Genomic DNA, 15467 nt, shown 5'->3' on the forward strand with positions numbered 1-15467 from the left:
CTGGAAATTTGGGAGTGTCCCTGATGTCGAGCAAGAGCAAGAAGCTTTGGGCTGCGATCATGATCTGCGGAGCGGGCACGCTCTTTCAGGTTATCCCGAACGGCTGCGCCAACTACCTGACCCAGCAGGCGCTGGTCGGGTTCGATTTCTGCTCGGTCTTCAATTGCACGGGCGGCACGTTTTTCAACTTCTGTGAGCCGATAGCGCTGTTCATGGACTGCCCGAATCTGTTCGCGAGCGAGTAAGACCTTCAGCCGAGGATTTCTCATGCGTCACCGGCATACACGGGTGCTGAGCTGGCTGGTTGCCGCGGTCGCGGTGGGCACCTGCTACGGGTTTGGCGGCTGCAGCCTGAGCGATGTCGGCCACTACGTCGCCAACATCAACCCGTGCCTCACCATCCTGGCATGCGATCCGGTCGAATACCGATTCATCACGTCGGGCTATAAAGGCCCGGGCGCCGACCCGGACATCGACCCGGCGTGCACCTTCCCTCCGTATTGCGACGGCGATCCTTTCGTGTCGACGGGCGGCGGGGGAGCGTAACGGCTGGATCCGGACGCCCCGGACGGGCAGGTGTCGGAGGGCCCTGCCTCATCACGTAAAGCGACAATGGTGTGCGCCCGCGCCGTGTCCGCGTACAATCTGGCCGCGCGCCGGCCCGAGGAGCACGCGATGGACGTGGCCCTGTTCGTCACCTGCCTGACCGATACTTTCTATCCGCGCGTCGGTGAGGCTGTGGTCCGGGTGCTCCGCCACTTTGGCTGCCGCCTCTATTTCCCCGCCGGCCAGACCTGCTGCGGCCAGCCGGCCTACAACAGCGGGTTTCATGCCGAGGCAGCCCGGCTCGTGCGCCGCATGGCCACCGTTTTTGCCGACTACGCGCACGTCGTCACGCCCTCGGCCTCCTGCGCGACGATGATCAGGAAGCACGGCCCGCCGCTGCTGGCCAATGATCCGCCTGCCCGAGCGGCGGCGCAGCGGTTGGCCGACAAGACCTGGGAGTTCGCCACGTTTCTGCGCGACGTGCTTCATGTCGACATCGGCGCCCACCTGAAATTCAACGAGCCGGTGACGTTCCATTACCCCTGTCACGCCCGCGAGCTGTACAGCCTGGACGATCTGCGCGGCTGGCTGGCGGGCGGCAACGGCCGCGATGTACGCACGCCGCCGCACGGCGACGTATGCTGCGGCTTTGGCGGGGTCTTCGCGGTCGACTTCCCGGAAGTGAGCGGGGCCATGCTGGAGGACAAGCTGGCGGAACTGACCGCGACCGGGGCACGGCTGGTGATCTGCAACGAAGGTGCCTGCGCGCTGCAGATGATGGGCGGGGCCCGGCGGCGGGGGATCGCGTTGCGGTTCAAGCACCTCGCGGAATGCCTCGCCGAGTCGCTCGGCCTGCTGGAGCCCCAGCCATGAGCGGACGAGATGGGCTGCGCGGGCGGCTCGCCGCGGCCATCACCGACCAGCGCGTCCGTACAGCGGTGCATCTGGCGACGTGGCGGAAGGTCGCCGATCGGGCCGCGTCGATGGACGCGCTGCCGCATTTCGAAGAGATCCGCGCGCGGGCTGCCCAGATCCGCCGGCACACGCTCGAACGCCTGCCCGAATATCTCGGTCGGTTCGTGGAGCGCGTTACCGCCTTGGGCGCGACCGTGCATTTCGCGCCCGATGCCGCCGCCGCGTGCCAGACCATCATCGAGATTGCCGCGGCGCGCGGACTGAAGCTCGCCGTCAAGTCGAAGAGCATGACGACCGAGGAAGTGCACCTGAACGATGCCCTGCTCGGTGCCGGGGTGCGCGTTGTGGAGACCGATCTCGGCGAGTTCATCGTCCAGATCGACCACGACCGCCCGAGCCACATCATTACGCCCATCATCCACAAGGACCGCCGGCAGGTCGCCCAGGCCATGACCCGCGAGCTCGGCTGCGAGTACACCGAGGACCCAACGGCGATGACGAAGATCGCGCGGCGGCACCTGCGCGACATCTTCCGGCGTTGCGATCTGGGCATCACCGGCGTGAACTTCGGGATCGCCGAGACCGGGTCGCTGTGCCTGCTGACCAACGAAGGCAACGGTCGCATGACCATAACGCGGCCGCGCGTGCACGTGGCGCTGCTGGGCATCGAGAAGATCATCCCGCGGCTGCGTGACCTGCCCGTGTTTCTGAAACTCCTCGCGCGGTCGAGCACGGGGCAGGCCATGGGAGTATACACCACGCTCATCAGCGGGCCGCGCCGCCCCGACGATGTGGACGGCCCGCAGGAGCTGCACGTCGTGCTGCTGGACAACGGCCGCAGCGGCATCCTGGCCGGCCCCATGGCCGAGGTGCTTCGCTGCATCCGTTGCGGTGCGTGCCTGAACGCGTGCCCCGTGTACCGCAACGTCGGTGGCCACGCGTACAACAGCGTGTATCCCGGCCCGATCGGCAGCCTGGTGTCGCCGCTGCTGTATGGGCAACAGTATGACGAGCTGCCACGGGCGTCCAGCCTGTGCGGCCTGTGCCAGCGCGCCTGCCCGGTGGAGATCGACATTCCAAAGCTGCTGGTGCAACTGCGCGTCGCGTCACACGCACGCCAGTCGTGGGCCAAGCGCATCGGGATACGCGGCTGGGCGTGGGCCATGCGCCATGCCTGGATGTACCGACTCGGCCAGCGGCTCATGCGACGCTTCCTTCCGGATGACGGCAGCGGCTGGATTCGGCAGGGCGTGGGGCCGTTGAAGGAGTGGACCGCGCAACGCGACTTGCCCCGGCCGCCGGCACAGAGCTTCCGAAGACTGTGGCAGGAGGGTTTGGGTCATGAGTAGCGCGGGGTCGTTGCCGGCGGTGTCGAGCGCGGTGCGGGATTTCCTCGCCCGGCTGGCGCGCGCCTGCCCGCCGGATGCGGCATCCACGCCGCTGCCCGCTGAATCTCCGGCCACATTGCGCGCCGTGAGCCCGGACGACGATCTGCCCGCCCGCTTTGCCCGGTCAGCGGAGTCCGCCGGCTGCGGCGTGCGGCGTGCGGGCGCGGATGATTGGCCGGCGGCCATCGCGGAGCTTCTGGCGGCCCACAGCGCACGTCGCGTGCTGGTCGAACCGCAGCCGGGAACGGCGCTCACTGCCGAGCGCGCGGCGTTGCTGCAAACCGCGCTGCGGGCGGCCGGCGTAGTCGTGGTCACGGAGCGCGACGACGAGACGCTGTTCACGGTGGACGCGGCGGTCACCGGCGTGCAGCGGGCCATCGCCGAGACCGGTACGCTGGTGTGCATGTCCGGCGCGGCGTCGGCGCGTGGCGCGTCGCTGATTCCGCCCGTGCACATTGCGTTGGTCAGCACGGACCAGCTCGTCGCGGACCTGTTCGACCTCTTCGAATGGCTGGCTGAGCGCGGCGCGCTGCCGGCGAACGTGAACCTGATCACCGGCCCGAGCAAGACGGCGGACATTGAGGGTGTGCTCGTGACCGGCGTACACGGCCCGGGGACGGTTCACATCGTCCTGGTCTAGGGGGGGCTACGTACCCTGCTCGTCGGCGAAGACGAAGCTCTCCGTCTCCACCTCATAGACCCCGGTGTAGGTGCTTTCGATCGTCTCCTCGCCGACGATCTCGCGGATCACCGGGTTCGTCTCGCCCATGTGGCGGGCGAAGTCCATGACGATGCCCAGGGCTTCGTCGTGGTTCCGCGCGACCACCTGGAACGCCCGCACGAAACGCGTGAAACGCTGCGGATGCCGCGCGCGGCGCTCGCGGACCTCGGCCAGCCCGGCGCGGTAATCCGCCTCGACGAGCACGCTGAACCAGTACGCCTTTTCCACCGGCTCGCCGGTCGCCTCGCGATACGCCTCGCACAGCTCGACCGTGCAGGCGTTGGCGGCATACGCCCGCCGGAGCAGCCGTTCGCAGCGTGGTTTCATCTGGTGCCGGGCGAAGAAATCCATCGCCATTTCCAGCGCGTAGCTCAGTTCGCCGTGGTCGCCGAAACGCGTCCGGGTGAGGATGCGTTCGTAGATCAGGCGCGCGGCGCTGACCTGGCCCTCCTCCTCCAGGATGAACGCCCGCAGCAGCCAGGGGCGCGTCGAGCGCGGTTCGAGCCGTTCGAGCTGCTTGAGCTGCAAGCGGGCCACACGCAGCCGCTGGGCCCGCACGGCCGTCACCCCCCAGTTGAGTCGCAGCGCGGCCGAGCGCGGGTCGATACGCTCCGCCCGCTCGTAGCAGGCAAACGCGTCCGCGTATTCGTCGTCGTCGCTGTGCAGGATCGCCAGCGCGATCCACTGCGCGGCGTCCTCGGGCACCAGCGAAAGATAGCGCTTGAGCGTGACCTTCGCGTCGTCGTAGCGGCCGGTTTCGGTCAGCGCGGCGGCCTTGCGCTGCAGGACCCAGTCGATGTCGGCGCCCAGATTCAGCGCGCGGTCGTACAATTCGATTGCCCGGTCGTACTCCCGCAGTTTCTCGTGCACCAGCGCCAGGTTTGCCAGCGAGACCTCGTCCTCGGGGCTCAGCTCGACCGCCTCTTCCAGCGCGTCACGCGCGTCTTCCAGATCATCGGAGTTCGACAGGACCACCCCCAGCGTGCCGAGCAGCCGGGCCGACTTCGGAAACTCCTCGATCATCGGATCCAGCGTCTCGAGCGCCTCGTCGTCGCGCCCCATCTCCGTCAGGGCCCAGGCGCGCAGACTGGCCCACTCGATGCGGTCGTCCGCCTCCAGACCAGCCGGCTCAATCTCATCCAGGCACCGCAGCGACTCGTCCGGCCGCCCCGCTTCGAGCAGCCGGTTCGCCCGGTCCAACAGCGCATCAATGTCGTCGGGTTGCATCGTGCTTCCAACTCACGACCGACGGCCCCGCCACCCTCCGCGCCCGGCTTCCGACGCCGGCCGCGGCCTGTGCTGCCGGCCATCCAGCCCCATTATACCCGTTTCCGCGGGGTAGCGCACACGGCGTCCCCCGCCCGGCTCCAGCCGCTTGATTGCCCGCCGGGCCGCGCCCATGATGCTGGGCCATGACCACCTTGCTGCCCCGCTACCGACGTCACGCTCAGGTTCTCGGCCTCGCTGCGGTCGCGCTCTCCACCGGCTGCGCTGAATTCGGCTATCAGCGCATTCAGCTCGGCCAGGAGCAGCGCGCCTACCGGCAGGCGTTCCCCGACGACAAGACCCGCCGTACGCCGCTCGGGTTCTGCTACGCCGAGCACGACGGCTTCGGTCGCCACGACGCCACCGTCGTGCTGCTCACCGGCGATCGCCGCGTGGCCGGCAAGCTCCACGCAACGCACGTCGAGCGGCGTGGCCTGTTCGGCGTGGAGACGAACTACCAGTTGCGCGGGGAACTCGATCCCGAGCTGCTGCGCCTCAGCGAGGCCGGACCGATCGACACGCTTCGGGTCATTGCCGACGAGCTGACGAACGCGCGCGACGACACGTTCGTGCGCGACGCTCACGACTGGATCGCTGTCGGCCTGGTTCGCCTCGTCCAGCACTGGCCCCACGTCGGCGACGAGGGCCCGGCCGGCGTGCGCTTGACGGGCACCCTCGACCGCGTACCGAGCGGCGGCGTCGCCCGTATCACCGTGGACCCCCGCGGCGTCTTCCTGATCGAGTACACGCAGCGCGTAACGCCCTGACCCGCGGCATCACTGTGCTTCGCGCACCCGCACACACGTCGCTGCCAGGACCAGGAGGCCCAGCGCCGCCGCCGCCAGGCTGCCCAGCGCATACCCCAGGTGGCCGGTCACCGCCGCGCGGGCCACGAGCACCAGGCTGAGCGCATACAGGCTGACCACCGACACGTGCCGTACGGTCTCGATCACCGGCAGCGGCAGATAACGTCGTCGCGGCGTCTCGCCCAACAGGCAGTCCACGCAGCCGACGCCGCCATCGAGGCCGTCGAGCAGCTCCTGGCGGCGTCCGCAGCGCGGGCAGATGCGCAGCGGCGGGCCATCGGCGAGCAGATCCAGTTCCTCCTGCAGCGCGCGGTAGGCTTGCACGACCTGGATGAACCGCTGGCGACCGGTCGGACTGCTGTTTAGATCCGGATGCAGTGACTTGACGAGCGTGCGAAAGGCGGCGCGCACTTCATGCGGGCCGGCCGAGCGTGGCAGGCCCAGCACGCGGAAATGCTCCTGAGACGGCGTTGGGGGCATCCCTTGGTTTCCCGCGCGCCGCAGCCACGGGCGGCCCGCATTCCGGCGCTTCCGTCCCATTCTAGCATTGCGCCGGGATCGTCGGTAGCCGGCGCGCCGCTAGTCTTCTTCGGTGGCTCTCGGGTGTTTCAGGACGGCTGCCCGTGAGGAGCGGCCGTCGATGCGGGCCTCCAGCGGATGCTCTAGCCGCACGTGCCGGACGAAACGTCCTTCGCGAAAAGCCGGGTGCGCGTCCAGCCAGCGCCAGTCGACGAATCCGTTATCAGCGAATGCGTTGACCGTCAGGTACGCGACGCCGAAGGCCGTCAGGTTCTGGAAGAAGTGGCTACCTTGCGACGGCTCGACAATGAAGTCTTTGAGCGTGGTCTCGACGATCACGCGGGCCGCGCAAATCTGCTCCCACCGCACCGGTATGCCGAGCCAGCTGTGCGACGAACCCCAGCGGCCGGGGCCGATCAGTATGTACGGCCGGTTATCGGCCATCAGCTCCTCGTTCAGCCGGCCGATCTCGTCGGCCATCGCCGGCGTGTGGGACGGGTCGAACTGCTCGGGCTTGACGTAGACCACGTCGCTCAGACCGGGAATGCGGCCGTGCCCCAGAGCGTGGCGGCTGAAGCACAGGCAACCGTCGCGGGCGTCGTCCCCCAACTCAATCTCCTCACTGCAGGCGTTTTCACCGCACGGGCGAATCTGCAGGACGGCGAATTCGCGGGGCTGGGCCGCCAGGTTGACCGCGAATTCGATCTCGACGGGACTGTTCATGCCGGCGCGCCCGAGGGCCAGCAGTCGCCGCAGCAGCCCCGCGAGCGGAAAGGCGTCCGACTTCAGCACATGGGCGAACGTGACGACTCGCACCCCTGGATGCTGAATGCCGTCGTAGAAGGCCTGGTTGTCGGCCGACCAGACCGAACCAACCGGTTGCAGCGTGCCGTGCTGCTCAGCTTGGTCCAACTCCAGGCGGACCACGCACGCGTCCTGTGCAATCCCGCGCGCGTCCGGTCGGGCGTGCAAGTCGATGGCGTAGAAGCCGCGCTGCGACTGATTGATGAAGTCCTCGCTGTCAGCCAATTGCGGCAATACCTGTGGATGCGCCGGACAGAAGCGCAGCGCCTGGCCACCCTCTACCACCGTACGGCCCAGTCCGAGCGCCGCGCTGGCCACGCCGTCCTCCGGCCGCATCGCACCGAACGGATAGTAGTTGTATGAACGGGCTACGCCGGCGAAATCAGGATAGTGATAGTCCCCGTGTCGCGCCCCGACGACGGGCTGCAGAATGACCGCCATCTTCTCTTCGTCGATCCGATGTGGCGTGGCCTCGAGATAGCGCCGCGTGGCGCTGAAGTACGTCGAGGCGTACACCAGCCGGATGGCGTCGCAGAGCTGCGCGAGCCGTATCTGCTCGTCCGGGTCGTTGTTCGGGAGCATGTGCGTTTGGTAGACGCCCGCGAAGGGATGATACTGCGCGTTCTCCAGTAAGCTCGACGAGCGCACCGCCAGCGGCGTGCGCACCGTCTCCAGAAACGCCCGCAGGTTGCGGAGCACGTCGGCCGGCAGATCCGCGTCCAAGAACGTCCGGGTGATCAGCTCGTCATCGCTCGTCCGCACGGCGCTGCGGCGGATGCGGTTCGCGTCGAGAAATTCGTCGAAGATGTCCGTACCCAGCACCACCGAGCGCGGTACGTGCACGTGCACATTGTCGAACTCCGCGTCCAGGTTGGCCCCGGCCAGCAGCGCATCCACAAACGCCAGGCCGCGGGCCTTGCCGCCCAGCGACCCGCCGCCGATGCGGGCAAAAGCGCAGCCCGCATCGAAGCGCTCGCGCGAGAAATCCTCGACGACGCCGCGGCGATCCTGGCGCAGCGTTTCGCTCAGGCCGCGCAGCAGGTAGAGGCGGATGGCTTCGAGGTCGCTGAACTCGGTTACGCGCCGCGGACGCATGCGGCGGGCGAGCGCGAATTCCGTCCGCGCCCGGAACCAGTTCGAAAAGTGGTTGTGCCGGGCATGGAACTCGATGGACTCGGCCGGTACGTCGCGCAACACGCGGGCCATGGCACGCAGATCACCCGCCCGGGCGACTTCCTGCCCGTCGGGCGTGCGAAACACGAAGTCGCCGAAGCCGAAATTGCCGAGCATGAAGGCGCGTACGTCTTCCAGCAGCGTGGGCGAGTTCTTGTGCAGAAAGCTCACGCCGAGCTGCTCGGCCAACTGCCAGTTGCTCGCGTCCGACGACTGCAGCAGGGCGGGCACGTCGGGCAGATCCGCGCGTACCTGGCCGATGAAAGCGATGCCGGCCTGCGGGTCCTGGCGTCCGCCGCGCGGATACGAAATGTCGGAAATGATCCCGAAGATGTGCTTGTGGTAGCGCTGAAAGAGCTCGATGCCCTGCTCGAACGTCTCAGCCACGAGCACCTTGGGGCGCGCCGCCATCCGCAACAGCTTGTCCATGTGATTCAGCCCGTCGGCCATCACGGCCCGCGTCTGCCGGACAAGCTGGCTGTAGATGATGGGCAGCAGCGACGAACGGAAACGGATCGAGTCCTCGACCAGGATGATGACCCCCACGTCGCCAACGCGCGTGTCGTGGTCGGCATTGAAGCGGTCTTCCAGCCCCTTGATGATGGCCAGGAAGATCTTCGCGTCGCCATGCCAGACATACGCTCCGTCCACGTTGAACAGCTTTTGCTGCTGGCTCACGCGGGCCAGCTCCCAGTCGTTCGCGATCAGCAGGACGATCGGCAGGTCGGGCTGCTGCGCGCGCACCGTGCCGCAGAACTTTGGCACGTCCATGTCGCCCAGCCGCAGCAGCGTGATGACCAGGTCGAACTTGCGCCCGCGCAGCGCCGCCAGCGCCTCTTCGCCGGTGGACACGCGCGTGATGCTCGGTACGTGTGTCAGCCCGAGGTCGATGTACTCGCTCGCAATCATCTCCGTGGACAGTCCGTCCTCTTCGAGGATGAACGAGTCGAAGGCACTCGACACCAGGAGGATCTCCTGGATGCGCCGCGGCATCAGGTGCGGAAACCGCCCGCGCCGCCAGTCATGTCCCCCCGTCGCCTCCTGGGGCGCCAGGCGTAATGGACAGCCGCTTCCCGGGCTACGCAACATGCTGCTCGTCCTCGCCGTCTGTCGGTGGTTGTATCAGTGGAGAGTATACTCGCCCGCCGGGCGCGGCGCTCAGTCGGCGGTCAGGTGAATGCGCACCTCGCCGGGCGGCACGACGGTTCCGACCACCGCGGCGCAGCAGGCCCCCGTTGCCCGCAATTCAGCCACTAAAGCGTCGCAGCGCTCCGCCGGCACGCTCAGCAACAGGCCCCCGGAAGTCTGTGCGTCCATCAGCACCCCCGCCAGGGCGGGCTCGACGTCGGTGTCGATGCGGAGCAGCGCGCCGAGGTACGCCTGGGTCGTCTTGTGCGTGCGGGTCAGCGCCCCCAGGCGCGCGAACTCCAGCGCCCGCGCCAGCAACGGCACGCGCCCGGCCGCCAGCACGATCGTCACGTCGCTGCCGACCGCCATCTCCGCCGCGTGCCCGATCAGCCCGAACCCCGTGATGTCCGTGCCGGCGCTCACCCCCACCTTCACGGCGGCAGCGCGCCCCGGTCGGTTCAACGCCCCCATGACGGCGATCGCTTCGCCCAGTTCCGCCTCCGGCAACTTGCCGCTCTTGGCCGCCCCGCACAGCACGCCGCTGCCGATCGGCTTGGTCAGTACCAGCTTGTCGCCCGGCCTGGCGGCGGCGTTCGTGATGATCCGGTCCGGACGCACGCGCCCCGTGACGGCCAGGCCGTACTTGATCTCGCTGTCACGCACGCTGTGGCCGCCGACGATCACGGCGCCGGCCTCGCGCACCGCGTCAGCCCCGCCGCGCAAAATGTCCGCCAAAATGTCCAGCGGCAGTGTCTTGTCTGGGAAGCCGACCAGGTTCAGCGCGGTCAGCGGCTCGCCGCCCATCGCGTAGATGTCGCTCAGGGCGTTGGCGGCCGCGATGCGGCCGAACGCGAACGCGTCGTCCACCAACGGCGGGAAGAAATCCGTCGTCTGCACGAGGGCCAGGTCGGGCGCAATGCGAAAGACGCCCGCATCGTCGCACGTGTTGGTGCCAACGAGCAGATCCGGGTGTTGCCACGGTTCCAACTGACGCAGGACCTGCGCCAGGCCGTCTTGCGGCAACTTGCCGGCTCAGCCTCCGCACGAGGCGTAATCGGTCAGGCGGATTTTCCGCGCTTCCGTCATTCGGTACTCCGGCCGCGGCGGGTTCCGCGGCGTGAGCCATTTGCCAAGCCCGGCGTCTTTGGTAACCATCAGGGTGATGCCGGGTCAAACCCAATCCGAAATCCGACGCCTGCTCGCCGAGGCCGGCCTGGCGCCGCAGCATCGCCTCGGCCAGAACTTCCTCATCGATCTCAATCTTATGAGAAAAGTGGTCGCGGGGGGAGAGGTTCAGCCCGCCGATACTGTGCTCGAGGTCGGCGCTGGAACCGGCTCGTTGACCGAGTTGCTGCTGCAGCGCGGGGCGCGCGTCGTCGCGGTGGAGATCGACCGCGGGTTGCAGGGTGTGCTGCGCGCCCGCCTGGGCGAGCACCCGCGCTTCACGCTCGTCCAGGGCGACGCGCTGGGCGGCAAGCACCGCGTGAACCCGCTCGTGCTCAAGGTGCTGAGCGAGCGGCCGCCGGCGCCCGGCGGTGCGTACAAGCTCGTGGCCAACTTGCCCTACCAGATCGCCACGCCATTGCTGATGGACCTGCTGCTCGCCGCGCCGCGGTTCGCGCGGCTGACGGCCACGATTCAGCGTGAAGTAGGCGAGCGGCTGGCGGCCCAGCCGCGCACGGAGGCGTACGGGCCGGTTTCCGTCGTGATGCAGACGCTCGCCGAGGTGACGCCGCTGGCGATTCTGCCGCCGACGGCGTTCTGGCCGCGGCCGCAGGTCGAGTCGCTGCTCGTGGCGATTCGTCCGCGGCCGCTCGAGTCCGTAAACGTGGACGACGTGACCGGCTTCGTGGCCTTTGTGCAGCGCGGTTTCCAGCAGCGGCGCAAGATGTTGCGGCGGCTGGTGCGGGATCTGGATGCCCCCGGGGCGGCGCTGGTGTTCCAGCGGGCGGGGGTCAGTCCTGATGCGCGGGCGGAGGAGTTGTCGCCACCTGATTGGCGAGGGTTGTTTGCGGCGTGGCGGCGGTCTGGCCGATGATCCGCGGTGCGATCTCGTAAGCGACGAAGTCGGCGCTCGTGCCGTCACCGTGCCCGCCGTAATAGCCGTACTTCTGGAACTCGGGGCGCCAGGCGATGTTGACGACGCGGTCCTGCGCGCCGGGTGGTACCCGCAGCCCGACGGCACCGGCGGCGTCCTCGAGGAAGACGCCATCAATCGAGCCGAACACTTTCATCGGGCCGGCCAGTACGGCGTCGGTCGGCGAGTAGTAGTTGTAGATTTTGCCTCTGATGTTACGCAGCGCGCGGCTGACGTCGTAGCGGTAGTTCAGGCTGGACGAGATCAGCACGACGTTGTCCACCTTGTAGGCGGGCTTCAGGGCTTCGATGGCCCACAGCGCCACGCCCGTCCCCGCCGACAGCCCGACCACGTTCACCGGCCGGCCGGGATACTCGTCGATGTAGTCCTGAATATAGTCCGCCAGACGCTTGCCGCCCTGCTGGGCAATCACGCGGACCGTCTGGTCGATCGCCGGATTGAACGAGACCGACCAGGTCATACGCGCGACCTGGCCTTGGTAGCCCGCCCGAGCGAGGCCCGCGCGGATGCCGGCGTCGCCCACGTCCACGTTCGCGACGCCGGGGCAGTAGAACGTGATGCCGTGCTCAGCCTCGGGGCCGAACGGCGACACGCAGCCGGTCAGCGCGATGAGCGTCACGTACAGCGCGTGTCTCACGGCCCGCATCCTCCCATCCCCGTCGTCAGTCGCGGCCTTCGCCCGCGCCGGTGCGGAAGCCCGGAATACGAATGTTTTCCTGCGGCTTGTCGTCGGGGTGAACCGCGAAGACCTCGACGCGCGCGATGTCCTCGAACGGGACCACGATGACGTACGCGCCCACCTGGTAGTTCTCGTCCACCGGCACGCACTCGAAGGCCAGCGCGCTGCTGATGCCGATGTCCACCATCTCCTTCATCTCGTAGCTGAGCCCGTCCTTGAGATAGAGGATCGTCCGCGTCTCCAGCGCTTCCAGGTACTCGTTGTACTCGGTGTTGCCGTTGCCGGCCCGCGCACGTTTCACGTCAGGGAACTTGCGCGCCGCGCAGCGGTGTTTCGCCTCGTCGATCTGTCGGCGCAGCCCCGGTCCGTGAAACCAGTCAAAATTGAACATAAACACACTCCGCGACGGTTCGGGCATCGCTGTGGCGCTCCCGGCCGTGGATGCAACACCGCGCTCCCGGGTATCATCGACGAAAATGACCCCGGTCGCGAAAAGCCAGGTCGTTCAGGCCCTCGCCCGGCAGGTCGGGTTCGACCTCGCCGGCGTCGCCCCGGCCACCCAAAGCTGCCGGGCGGAGTATTATAGGGATTGGCTCGCCGCCGGCCACGGGGGAACCATGGAGTATCTCCAGCGCAACGTCCCCGTGCGCCTCGACCCCGCGCAGCTCCTCCCCGGCGCACGCTCCGTCATCTGCGTCGCGCTCAATCATCGGCGGAGCGACGGCTACCGGCGCCCGCGCACGCCGGCGACCACCGCGCCGACGCAGCCGCCCACCGGCGTCATCGCGCAGTACGCGCGCGGCCGCGATTATCACGTTGTGCTCCGGCGGATGCTCGGCGAACTCGTTGGGCGCCTGCGCGACCAACTCGCGGAGTCGTTCGAGACGCGCATCTGCGTCGACACGGCACCGGTGCTCGAGCGCGAGCTGGCGGTCGCCGCGGGACTGGGCTGGTTCGGCCGCAACACGTGCGTGCTGAACCCGGAGCTGGGCTCGTACCTGTTCCTGGGGGAGGTGATCACCACGCTGGAACTGGCCCCCGGCGTGCCGCTCGCTGAGCGATGCGGCGCCTGCCGGCGATGTCTGGAGGCGTGCCCGACGGGCGCGTTTATCGGACCATTTCAATTAAGCGCCGAGAAATGCATATCTTATTTGACAGTTGAGTACCGCGGCGAAATTCCCGTGGAATTGTCGGCGGGGATCGGCGATCGTGTGTTCGGTTGCGACCTTTGCCAGCAGGTTTGCCCTTACAACGCGCGCACGCCGCCCGCCTCCCACCCGGAAATCGCCGTCGATATCCTGCCGGAACGAGTTAACTTGCTTAAAATCATAAAGTTGCGATCCGGCTCGTATCGACGGCTGACGCGCGGTACGGCTGCAGCGCGGGCGCGGCGGGAGATGTGGCGGCGCAACGCGGCCATCGCGCTCGCCAATCTTGGACGAACGGCGCGCGGCCCGGCGACCTGACCCGGTCCGCGGGGGCTGGCATCTCAGCACTCCCGGGCCACGAATATTTGAAAATCAGCTTGACATGCAGAGCCGCGCGGGCGTATAAGGACACTTGGCGCCGGAAAGCGCCGGTTATCCATCTCTTGGATGGAAGAGGAAGGAGGAACTCGGGATGATGGGGTTTGCTAAAAAGTACCTTGGACTCGCTGCGTTCGTGGCCGCTTTGACCGTCGCACCGTCCGCGTGGGCCGGTCTTGGTGGCCCGATCTTTGAGATCGAAGCTTGTGTGAACGGGCAGTGCTACGGCGCCGCCGCGTTCTACGAGAGCGATGGCCAGTGGGTCAACGGCACGTTCGTCTGGACGCTCGGCGAGGACACGCCGATCATGAGCTTTGACGAGCAGCTGCAGCTCGGCACGCTCAGGGCCAACGACACGTTCGTGAACTTCCTGGAGGATCCGGCGGTCAACCTGAGCTTCGCCGTCGAGTCGGGCTCGGCGCCGGGCGGGACGCTGTTCACGATCAAGTCCGCGCTGCTCACGTTCCCCGCGATAATGAACGCCCAGGGTCGCGCGAGCGCGTCGTTCACGGTGTCGGATGGCATCGACGACGACGGCGCCACCTTGACCCCGACGCTGACGGGCGCCTACCTCGCCCAGTACAACGGGTTCGTGCCGGGCGGCGCGGATTTCACGCAGCTCATCCCGCAGATGAACGCGGGCCCGATGGGCACGTTCAGCCTGGCGCAGGACTACCCCGGCGGCGGCCTGTATCAGAACATCGCCGGCTCGGTCAGCGACATGAGCACGCAGATCAGCTTCACGCTTTCGCCGAACGACCTCGCGAGCGGCACGTCCGTGTTCGAGATCGTTCCGGAACCGGCGAGCGTGTTGTTCCTGATCGCCGGGCTGGTGTTGGTGCGGCGCCGCTAGGCGACGGATCGGCAAGCGCTGAGGGCGGACGGAGCAGCAGCCAGGGCCGCCCTCGGGCGGTCTTGGCTGACTGGCTGCTGGCGTCGCGGCGGACCGCGACGCGCCACACGTGGATTGGCAACAGGTTCGACCGCGGAGCGCTAGTGGGATCGAAGAGGGCACTCCCGCACGGGACTGGAGAGGGTAAAAGGATGGCGACAAACATGCGAAGACTAACTTGCGTGCTGCCGGTCGTGTTGTTCGTTCTGAGCGCTCCCCTGGCTCAGGCCGGTGATGTTTCCAACGTCATTTTCCGGATCGACGCGACCAACGCCGGCGGCTCTGGCTTCCTCGAGTTCACCGCCGACCAGCTCGTTTACAACCCCGGCACCAACCGCTGGGGCTGGAACACCGGGCTGGTGGAGATCGAGAACGGCAGCGGCGACACGATCGCGATTCTCGATCAGGCCAATGTCCAATACGTCAAGGATCCGGTTGCCGACTCCTATTATTACATTCAGCTCGGCTTTGCCCTGCATGCCGGCTCCAGCGACACGAACATCAGCATTCAGTCGGCCCTCCTCAGCTTCCCGATGATCCCGCCCGCAGCGCTCCAGCCCCCCGTGGGCGGTGCGCGCGCGACGGCTTCGTTGGGCGCCACCGATCTGAACGGCAATGGCGTCACGCTGCTGGGTGATGGTCCCGTGGGGGCCGGCGCCTTCAAGGCGTACTACAACGGCAACGTGATGTTCGCGGACCTGGTCAACCTGGTGTCCGGCGGGCCGGGCGGGAGCGGCAACGCGAGCCAGACCATGCCGATGACCGGTTACGCCGCGATCCCCGTCGGCGTGCAGGACATGGGCATGCTGATCGCCTTCGACCTGACCTACGCGGATTCGGCGAACGGCACCCTGACGTATCGCCTGCTGCCGGAGCCGGTCAGTGGCCTGGGCCTGCTCCTGGTGAGCGCAGTGGCGTTGGGACTGCGGCGGCGCTAATGCCGCGCGGATCGGCATACAGTCCGATGTAGACCGACGCGGGGGTCAACAAGGTTGACCCCCGCTTT

At 67.6% G+C, this 15467-nt stretch carries 16 protein-coding genes; 10 read left to right on the plus strand and 6 right to left on the minus strand.

Translation table 11 applies throughout. From position 1 onward, the window contains the following. Window positions 1-23: 23 nt before the first annotated feature. The 5 genes from KA383_15625 (at window position 24) to KA383_15645 (ending at window position 3489) form a co-directional block, all read left to right on the plus strand. A complete protein-coding gene (locus tag KA383_15625) occupies window positions 24-245 on the plus strand; it encodes a hypothetical protein (GenBank protein MBP7747545.1) in 222 nt (73 codons plus the stop codon). A 22-nt stretch (window positions 246-267) separates the two neighbouring features. Next, window positions 268-546, plus strand: coding sequence for a hypothetical protein (locus KA383_15630; GenBank protein ID MBP7747546.1), 279 nt, complete (start codon window positions 268-270; stop codon window positions 544-546). A gap of 129 nt (window positions 547-675) precedes the next feature. Next, the gene (locus KA383_15635) at window positions 676-1419 is read left to right on the plus strand and encodes a (Fe-S)-binding protein (protein MBP7747547.1); all 744 of its coding nucleotides are present in this window, start codon (window positions 676-678) and stop codon (window positions 1417-1419) included. Beyond that, window positions 1416-2810 (plus strand): iron-sulfur cluster-binding protein, encoded by a 1395-nt coding sequence (locus tag KA383_15640; protein MBP7747548.1) that lies wholly within the window; start codon window positions 1416-1418, stop codon window positions 2808-2810. The genes KA383_15635 and KA383_15640 overlap by 4 nt, the downstream gene beginning before the upstream one ends. Further along, window positions 2803-3489, plus strand: coding sequence for a lactate utilization protein C (locus KA383_15645; protein MBP7747549.1), 687 nt, complete (start codon window positions 2803-2805; stop codon window positions 3487-3489). The genes KA383_15640 and KA383_15645 overlap by 8 nt, the downstream gene beginning before the upstream one ends. Window positions 3490-3495: 6 nt before the next feature. Here the strand turns inward: KA383_15645 and KA383_15650 are convergent, their stop codons facing one another. Continuing rightward, window positions 3496-4797 (minus strand): tetratricopeptide repeat protein, encoded by a 1302-nt coding sequence (locus KA383_15650; GenBank protein MBP7747550.1) that lies wholly within the window; start codon window positions 4795-4797, stop codon window positions 3496-3498. A 185-nt stretch (window positions 4798-4982) separates the two neighbouring features. Between KA383_15650 and KA383_15655 the strand changes: the two genes are divergently transcribed. Further along, window positions 4983-5603 (plus strand): hypothetical protein, encoded by a 621-nt coding sequence (locus KA383_15655; GenBank protein ID MBP7747551.1) that lies wholly within the window; start codon window positions 4983-4985, stop codon window positions 5601-5603. A 9-nt stretch (window positions 5604-5612) separates the two neighbouring features. On the opposite strand, the gene KA383_15660 is transcribed toward KA383_15655, so the two are convergent. From KA383_15660 to selD, 3 genes are all read right to left on the minus strand, one after another. Then, window positions 5613-6122: a J domain-containing protein gene (locus KA383_15660; GenBank protein MBP7747552.1), complete on the minus strand. Its 510-nt coding sequence runs from the start codon at window positions 6120-6122 to the stop codon at window positions 5613-5615. Between the two features lie 99 nt (window positions 6123-6221). Further along, the gene (locus KA383_15665) at window positions 6222-9227 is read right to left on the minus strand and encodes a histidine kinase (protein MBP7747553.1); all 3006 of its coding nucleotides are present in this window, start codon (window positions 9225-9227) and stop codon (window positions 6222-6224) included. A gap of 69 nt (window positions 9228-9296) precedes the next feature. Beyond that, the gene (gene selD / locus KA383_15670) at window positions 9297-10352 is read right to left on the minus strand and encodes a selenide, water dikinase SelD (protein ID MBP7747554.1); all 1056 of its coding nucleotides are present in this window, start codon (window positions 10350-10352) and stop codon (window positions 9297-9299) included. A gap of 76 nt (window positions 10353-10428) precedes the next feature. On the opposite strand from selD, the gene rsmA reads away from it, so the two are divergent. After that, the gene (rsmA, locus tag KA383_15675; GenBank protein ID MBP7747555.1) at window positions 10429-11304 is read left to right on the plus strand and encodes a ribosomal RNA small subunit methyltransferase A; all 876 of its coding nucleotides are present in this window, start codon (window positions 10429-10431) and stop codon (window positions 11302-11304) included. Here rsmA and KA383_15680 read toward each other — a convergent pair. Both KA383_15680 and KA383_15685 read right to left on the minus strand, forming a co-directional pair. Next, on the minus strand, window positions 11222-12001 hold the full coding sequence (locus tag KA383_15680; protein ID MBP7747556.1) for a hypothetical protein: 780 nt from the start codon (window positions 11999-12001) through the stop codon (window positions 11222-11224). The genes rsmA and KA383_15680 overlap by 83 nt on opposite strands. A gap of 25 nt (window positions 12002-12026) precedes the next feature. Further along, entirely contained in the window at window positions 12027-12434 is a 408-nt protein-coding gene (locus KA383_15685; protein MBP7747557.1) for a hypothetical protein, read from the minus strand. An 85-nt stretch (window positions 12435-12519) separates the two neighbouring features. Between KA383_15685 and queG the strand changes: the two genes are divergently transcribed. The 3 genes from queG (at window position 12520) to KA383_15700 (ending at window position 15399) form a co-directional block, all read left to right on the plus strand. Continuing rightward, window positions 12520-13509 carry a tRNA epoxyqueuosine(34) reductase QueG gene (gene queG / locus KA383_15690; GenBank protein ID MBP7747558.1) on the plus strand — a complete coding sequence of 330 codons (990 nt, stop codon included), beginning with the start codon at window positions 12520-12522 and terminating at the stop codon, window positions 13507-13509. 154 nt (window positions 13510-13663) lie between these two features. Beyond that, window positions 13664-14422: a hypothetical protein gene (locus tag KA383_15695; GenBank protein MBP7747559.1), complete on the plus strand. Its 759-nt coding sequence runs from the start codon at window positions 13664-13666 to the stop codon at window positions 14420-14422. 203 nt (window positions 14423-14625) lie between these two features. Beyond that, complete coding sequence (locus tag KA383_15700; GenBank protein MBP7747560.1) at window positions 14626-15399, plus strand: hypothetical protein; 774 nt, start codon at window positions 14626-14628, stop codon at window positions 15397-15399. Window positions 15400-15467 lie beyond the last annotated feature (68 nt).

Source organism: Phycisphaerae bacterium (assembly GCA_017999985.1).
Lineage (GTDB): Bacteria > Planctomycetota > Phycisphaerae > UBA1845 > Fen-1342 > JAGNKU01.

Excerpts from the sequence above, each read along its gene's own strand:
- KA383_15625 (MBP7747545.1), top strand. The coding sequence starts at position 24 with ATGTCGAGCAAGAGCAAGAAGCTTTGGGCTGCGATCATGATCTGCGGA.
- KA383_15630 (MBP7747546.1), top strand. The coding sequence starts at position 268 with ATGCGTCACCGGCATACACGGGTGCTGAGCTGGCTGGTTGCCGCGGTC.
- KA383_15635 (MBP7747547.1), top strand. The coding sequence starts at position 676 with ATGGACGTGGCCCTGTTCGTCACCTGCCTGACCGATACTTTCTATCCG.
- KA383_15640 (MBP7747548.1), top strand. The coding sequence starts at position 1,416 with ATGAGCGGACGAGATGGGCTGCGCGGGCGGCTCGCCGCGGCCATCACC.
- KA383_15645 (MBP7747549.1), top strand. The coding sequence starts at position 2,803 with ATGAGTAGCGCGGGGTCGTTGCCGGCGGTGTCGAGCGCGGTGCGGGAT.
- KA383_15650 (MBP7747550.1), bottom strand. The coding sequence starts at position 4,797 with ATGCAACCCGACGACATTGATGCGCTGTTGGACCGGGCGAACCGGCTG.
- KA383_15655 (MBP7747551.1), top strand. The coding sequence starts at position 4,983 with ATGACCACCTTGCTGCCCCGCTACCGACGTCACGCTCAGGTTCTCGGC.
- KA383_15660 (MBP7747552.1), bottom strand. The coding sequence starts at position 6,122 with ATGCCCCCAACGCCGTCTCAGGAGCATTTCCGCGTGCTGGGCCTGCCA.
- KA383_15665 (MBP7747553.1), bottom strand. The coding sequence starts at position 9,227 with ATGTTGCGTAGCCCGGGAAGCGGCTGTCCATTACGCCTGGCGCCCCAG.
- rsmA (MBP7747555.1), top strand. The coding sequence starts at position 10,429 with ATGCCGGGTCAAACCCAATCCGAAATCCGACGCCTGCTCGCCGAGGCC.
- KA383_15685 (MBP7747557.1), bottom strand. The coding sequence starts at position 12,434 with ATGTTCAATTTTGACTGGTTTCACGGACCGGGGCTGCGCCGACAGATC.
- queG (MBP7747558.1), top strand. The coding sequence starts at position 12,520 with ATGACCCCGGTCGCGAAAAGCCAGGTCGTTCAGGCCCTCGCCCGGCAG.
- KA383_15695 (MBP7747559.1), top strand. The coding sequence starts at position 13,664 with ATGATGGGGTTTGCTAAAAAGTACCTTGGACTCGCTGCGTTCGTGGCC.
- KA383_15700 (MBP7747560.1), top strand. The coding sequence starts at position 14,626 with ATGCGAAGACTAACTTGCGTGCTGCCGGTCGTGTTGTTCGTTCTGAGC.